Consider the following 3003-nt stretch of genomic DNA (forward strand, 5'->3'; position numbering starts at 1 on the left):
GGCATCACCGCGGAACTGCTGACGAAGGCCGGCCTGCAGGTCGTGATCGTCGAGGAGGGCCCGCTGAAGAGCAGCAGCGACTTCCGCCAGCGCGAGAGCGACGCCTACCCGAGCCTCTACCAGGAGAGCGCGGCGCGCAAGACGGCCGACAAGGCGATCAACATCCTGCAGGGCCGCTGCGTCGGCGGCTCGACCACCGTGAACTGGACCAGCTCGTTCCGCACGCCGGCTGACACGCTCGAGCACTGGCGCACGCAGTACGGCCTCGCGGAGATGACAGCGCCCGCGATGGCGCCGTGGTTCGAACAGGCCGAGCGCCGGCTCGGCATCGGCCCGTGGCTCACGGAGCCGAACCGGAACAACGAGCTGCTGCGCACCGGCGCAGCGCGGCTCGGCATCCCGGCCTCGTCGATCCAGCGCAACGTGAAGGGCTGCTGGAACCTCGGCTCCTGCGGCATGGGTTGCCCGACGAACGCGAAGCAGTCGATGCTGGTGACGACCTTGCCGGCAGCCCTCGACAAGGGCGCCACGCTGCTGGTCCAGATGCGCGCCGAGCGGCTCGAATGGCGCGACGGGCGCGTCGAGGCGCTGCACTGTGTGCCGGTCGCGGACAACAGCGCGCCGACCGGCGCCAACGGCGTGCGCGTCACCGCGAAGCACTATGTCGTCGCCGGCGGCGCGATCAACTCGCCGGCGCTGCTGCTGCGCTCCGGCGTACCAGACCCGCACGGTCTCGTCGGCAAGCGCACCTTCCTGCACCCGGTCGTGATCTCGGCGGCGACCTTCGCGGACCCGGTGAACGGCTGGGATGGCGCGCCGCAGACCCTCTACACCGACCACTTCCTGCAGACGCAGCCCCTGACCGGCGCCATCGGCTACAAGCTCGAGGCGCCGCCGCTGCACCCTGTCGTCGTCTCGTCCACGCTGGCTGGCCATGGTCGTGCGCAAGCGGAGATGCTGGCCGAGTTCCCGCGCACGCACAGCTTGCTGGCGCTGATGCGCGACGGCTTCCATGAACAGTCCCCCGGCGGCTCGGTCGGCTTGCGCGGCGACGGCACGCCGCTGCTCGATTACCCGTTGAACGATTTCGTGATGGACGGCGCGCGCCGTGCGTTCCTCAGCATGGCCGAGATCCAGTTCGCCGCCGGCGCACGCAGCGTCGTGCCGGTGCACGAGATGGCAGCGCCGACCACGTCGTGGGCCGATGCCCGCCGGCAGATCGAGGCCTTGCCGATGAAGCCGCTGCTGACGCGCGTCGTCAGCGCGCACGTGATGGGCGGCTGCCCGATGGCCGGCAGCGAAGCGCAAGGTGTGGTGCGCCCCGACGGCACGCACTGGCAGCTCGCCAACCTGTCGGTGCACGACGGCTCGCTGTTCCCGACCAGCATCGGCGCGAACCCGCAGCTCTCGGTCTATGGCCTCGCAGCGATGCTCGCAACGCGTCTCGCCAAACGCCTGACCGGAACCGACGTCCAGCTGGCCTGAAGCCTCACGCTGATAGCATCGCCCGAATGCTCGCGCGCCTGCAACGCTTCATCACGCTCGGACTGCTGCTGGCCGCGCTGCTGTGGGCCGCGTGGTTCATCCACATCGATCGCCCGGGCTGGGCGGGCGCCGGCGTTGCGCTGATCCTGTTCGGCTACGCGCTCTTCCTCGGCCTCGAGTTCCTGTTCCTGTACTTCGTGCACGGTGACGACCCCAGCCCGCGCGCGACGGCGCCGCAACTGCTGCATGCCTGGATCGGCGAGGTGCTGACGGCGCCGCAGGTGTTCTGCTGGCGGCAGCCGTTCCGCTCGAACCGCGTGCCCGACCACGTGCCCGACAAGTCGCAACACCGCGGTGTCGTGCTGGTCCACGGCTTCGTCTGCAACCGGGGGTTCTGGAACCCGTGGATGGAGCGGCTCCTGCAACGCGGCACGCCGTTCATCGCGGTCAACCTCGAACCGGTGTTCGGCTCGATCAATCACTACGCCGACATCATCGAGCAGGCCGTCGCGCGGCTCGAGGCCGCCACCGGCCAGGCGCCGGTGCTGGTCGGCCACAGCATGGGTGGGCTCGCGATCCGCGCGTGGGCCGCGGCGCACGGCGGCGAGGCGCGTGCGCACCGCATCATCACGATCGGCAGCCCGCACCGCGGCACCTGGCTCGGGCGCTTCTCGACGACGGCCAACGGGCACGAGATGCGCCTCGCCAGCCCCTGGCAGGTAGCACTGGGCGCGCGCGAATCGGCGACGCTGTCGCAGCGCTTCATCTGCTTCTACAGCCACTGCGACAACATCGTGTTCCCGGCCAGCACCGCGACGCTGCCGGGCGCCGACAACCGCCACGTGCCGGGCGTCGCGCACGTCGACCTGGTCAACCAGCCGGTGGTGTTCGAGGCCTTGCGGGCTGCGTTGTGATCAGGGCGCGAGTACGCGGTCGCCGGGCAATGTCGCCTCGGCCGCCACCTCGTCGCGCTGCGCCACCGCCTCGTAGATCGGCGTGAAGTCCGGCGCCGTCGCGCGGAACAGCTGCTCGAACGAATCGATCACGAAGTACGTCGCCTGGTAGGTGTCGATCTTGTAGCGCGTGCGCATGATGCGCTCCAGGTCGAAGCCCAGGCGCTGCGGCTGCGGGCTGGTCACGCTGTGCCGCAGCTCCCCCGCCGACGACAGGATGCCGGCGCCATACGCGCGCAGGCCGGCCGGCGTCGCGATCAGGCCGAACTCCACCGTGTACCAATAGAGCCGCGCGAGGTACTCGCACGACTGCAGCCGGCTCGCCTTCAGGCCGCCTGCCCCGTACGCCTGCATGTAGTCGGCGAACATCGGATTGAACAGCAGCGGCACATGGCCGAACAGGTCGTGGAACACATCCGGCTCGACGACGTAGTCGAACTCTTCCGGCTTGCGGATCCAGCCGGTCACCGGAAAGCGGCGCGCCGCCAGCAGCGCGAAGAACGCCTCCTCGGGGATCAGGCCCGGCACCGCGACCACCTCCCAGCCGGTCGCGCGGCGCAGCCGC

At 70.2% G+C, this 3003-nt stretch carries 3 protein-coding genes; 2 read left to right on the forward strand and 1 reads right to left on the reverse strand.

Annotated features, from left to right (window positions below; all coding sequences use genetic code 11):
* Together AC1D01_RS27750 and AC1D01_RS27755 are read left to right on the forward strand one after the other, a co-directional pair.
* A partial coding sequence (locus AC1D01_RS27750; RefSeq protein WP_477872143.1) for a GMC family oxidoreductase occupies nt 1–1485 on the forward strand: 1485 nt, incomplete at its 5' end.
* Nucleotides 1486–1511: 26 nt separating this feature from the next.
* Complete coding sequence (locus tag AC1D01_RS27755; RefSeq protein ID WP_477872144.1) at nt 1512–2399, forward strand: esterase/lipase family protein; 888 nt, start codon at nt 1512–1514, stop codon at nt 2397–2399.
* Here AC1D01_RS27755 and phhA read toward each other — a convergent pair.
* Nucleotides 2400–3003, reverse strand: a 604-nt coding sequence (phhA, locus tag AC1D01_RS27760; protein WP_477872146.1) for a phenylalanine 4-monooxygenase, incomplete at its 5' end; no start/stop codon positions are given.

This window comes from Rhizobacter sp. P3_B12 (assembly GCF_056402895.1).

Excerpts from the sequence above, each read along its gene's own strand:
- AC1D01_RS27755 (WP_477872144.1), top strand. The coding sequence starts at position 1,512 with ATGCTCGCGCGCCTGCAACGCTTCATCACGCTCGGACTGCTGCTGGCC.